The organism is Planktothrix sp. FACHB-1355, from assembly GCF_014748295.1.
GTDB classification, from domain to species: Bacteria; Cyanobacteriota; Cyanobacteriia; order Cyanobacteriales; family Aerosakkonemataceae; genus Aerosakkonema; species Aerosakkonema funiforme_A.
The window spans coordinates 1-2,920 of record NZ_JACJUP010000932.1 but is presented as its reverse complement, the minus strand read 5'-3'; the positions used below and the strand labels follow the sequence as shown (position 1 = coordinate 2,920).

Below are 2,920 nucleotides of genomic sequence, written 5' to 3'. Positions count from 1 at the left end.
GGTGCGTCTGGCTCTCCCACGCACAAAATATCTATGCTAGAGTTGAGACGCAAAACAGCCATTTTGATCTGTTTGGACAAATTTTCGTCAAGCAAGAAACGTATCTTCACTAGATATTTACCTGCTCTTTAGCTCTTTGTTTTTGGATCGCTCTCAAACGCTGCATCAAGGGAGAGGGATTTTTTAAAGATGCTTGATAACGTTCTTCTCGCCAATCATTCAATCGCTTCATGTACGCATCTACCTCTTCTTTATTTTGCTGGTAGTAGGTAATAGTTGCGTTAATTTTCTCTAAGTTCAGTGACGGAAAATGTTCGAGTATTTCTTCTGGAGAGCAACCTTGCAAGTAATAATCAATCACATTGTCGATGCCGATGCGATGACCTTTGATGCGGATGTCATCTGGGTCTAAAAATTCAAAGTAATCTTCCAATTGCATAAATCTACCTCTGTACGATCGCTTAACTTTATTTTATCGGCAATCAAAAAGTTGCAGACATCCGGCTGAGAAAAACACGCAAGCGATCGCTCTTTGGTTCGGTAATAACTTCCCTTGCCGATCCTTCTTCTGCGACGAGACCTTTATCCATAAATATGACTCGATGCGCGACATCACGGGCGAACTGCATTTCGTGAGTAACTACCACCATTGTCATTCCTTCTTGCGCCAATTGCTGCATGACTAACAGCACTTCTCCTACTAATTCGGGATCGAGGGCGCTGGTGGGTTCGTCGAATAATATGATTTGGGGATTCATGCACAAACTGCGGGCGATCGCAACTCGTTGTTTTTGTCCGCCAGACAATTGTTCTGGATAAACTTCGGCTTTCTGCGCCAAACCAACTTTTTCTAAATAAAATCTCGCCTGTTCTTCACTTTCAGAGCGAGATTTTCCCAAGACTTGACGCGGAGCCAATGTTAAGTTTTCCAGTACGCTTAAATGAGGAAACAAGTTGAATTGTTGAAAAACCATACCAACTTGCGATCGCAGTCTGCGTAATTGGGTTTGGCTAAGTTTCGGATGGGACAAATCCATTCCATTAACAACCAGACGCCCGCCGTTAATTGTCTCCAAACGGTTGAAACAGCGCAGGAGCGTACTTTTCCCGCAACCGCTCGATCCAATCACCGCCACCACTTCGCCACGATTTATAGAGCCGGTAATTCCTTGCAAAACCTTAAGAGAGCCGAAATTTTTCTCAATGTTCTCAAATGCGATCGCTGGGGTATAATCCTGCATAACTGAGTTTAGTATATTTCTACTTAGTTTATTTTAAGGTATCGCAAATGCACAGATTATTTCAATTTCGTAAGCTCGGCTGGGCTTTGCTTCTCAGCTTGTTTTTGTCAATTTTATGCGTTTCCCTTTTCATCGGCAGTCCCGCCAAAGCCCAAAAAACCCTTAAAATTGCCACAGAACCAGCTTTTCCGCCCTTTGAGTTTCAGGGAAGCAACGGGGAGTTAGTGGGTTTTGATATTGATTTACTCAAAGAAATTGGCAAAGCTGCTGGCTTCCAGGTGCAATTTCAAAGTATGCAATTTGACGGTATTATCCCCGCATTGCAGGCGAAAACAGTAGATGCGGCGGTGAGTGGAATTACTATTACCGCCGAACGTCAACAAGCGGTAGATTTTTCGCGACCTTATTTCAAAGCTGGGTTAGCGATCGCAGTTAAATCAGACAACCAAGATATCACATCTTTAGAAAGTCTGCAAAACAAGCGCGTAGCCGTGCAAATCGGTACTACTGGCGCTTTAGAAGCTAAGAAAATCCCCGGTGCTAAAATTCGTACTTTCGATAACGCGCCTTTGTCTCTTCAAGAATTGCTCAACGGTAATGTAGATGCGGTCATCAACGATGCGCCAGTCACTCTCTATGCTATCAAAGAAAACAATCTCAAAGGACTAAAAGTTACATCCCAATTGCTCACAGAAGAATACTACGGCATCCCCACCGCTAAAGGTTCTCCCAATCTAGATGATATCAACAGGGGATTGACAGCTATCCTAAATAATGGCACTTACGAACAAATTTATCGCAAATGGTTTAACGCCCAACCCCCCCAACTCCCTGAAAGCACAAGTATCGAGCAATCGACTAATTCAGTTAATGTTATTGCCATCATTTTAAGCGCCCTGCCCACGTTATTGAAGGGAGTGGTAGTCACGTTATATCTAACCATATTGTGCGGCATTTTGGGAATGATCGGCGGTTCGTTGATTGGCATTGCCCGCCTTTCTCCAGCAACTCCATTGCGTTGGGCAACCATAGCTTATATAGACTTTTTAAGAGGTACGCCGTTATTGGTACAAATTCTCATGATTTACTTTGGCATACCTACTTTATTGCAAGGATTTGGTATCCAGTTTAGTTTGAGTCCTTTTGTCGCCGCAGTAACGGCGCTGAGTCTTAATAGCGCTGCTTATATTGCTGAGATTGTTCGAGGCGGTATCCAATCTATTGAAAAAGGACAAACAGAAGCCGCCCAGTCGCTTGGTTTGGGAGCGGTAGAAACTATGCGTTATGTGATTTTTCCCCAAGCATTGCGGCGGATGTTACCACCGCTAGCAAATGAATTTATCACCTTGCTTAAAGATACTAGCTTGGCATCGGTAATCGGTTATCAAGAGCTATTGCAAGAGGGAAGGTTGATTATCGCAAATAATTATCGTTCTTTTGAAATTTTTGCCACTGTTGCTGTAATTTATCTGGCTTTGACATTGTTATCATCGCGTGCTTTTGGTTTCTTGGAAACTTGGATGAATCCGGTTAATAGGTCTCTCAAGAAGAGTTAGGGTAATCAAGTTAAGAAATTGTAGGTTGGGTTGAGAGATATCGAAACCCAACTTGTGCTTAGATAGAGTTGAGTTTCCTAACGTCAACCCAACCTACGGAATTACTGATTGGAATTTATTATG

3 protein-coding genes are annotated in these 2,920 nt (G+C 42.9%); 1 reads left to right on the top strand and 2 read right to left on the bottom strand.

Going from position 1 to position 2,920, the window contains the following annotated elements; translation table 11 throughout:
* Positions 1-109: 109 nt before the first annotated feature.
* Together H6S82_RS27145 and H6S82_RS27140 are read right to left on the bottom strand one after the other, a co-directional pair.
* The gene (locus H6S82_RS27145; protein ID WP_190470145.1) at positions 110-439 is read right to left on the bottom strand and encodes a DUF433 domain-containing protein; all 330 of its coding nucleotides are present in this window, start codon (positions 437-439) and stop codon (positions 110-112) included.
* Between the two features lie 43 nt (positions 440-482).
* The gene (locus H6S82_RS27140) at positions 483-1,241 is read right to left on the bottom strand and encodes an amino acid ABC transporter ATP-binding protein (protein WP_190470148.1); all 759 of its coding nucleotides are present in this window, start codon (positions 1,239-1,241) and stop codon (positions 483-485) included.
* 47 nt (positions 1,242-1,288) lie between these two features.
* Between H6S82_RS27140 and H6S82_RS27135 the strand changes: the two genes are divergently transcribed.
* Entirely contained in the window at positions 1,289-2,797 is a 1,509-nt protein-coding gene (locus H6S82_RS27135) for an ABC transporter permease subunit (protein ID WP_190470151.1), read from the top strand.
* Positions 2,798-2,920: the final 123 nt, after the last annotated feature.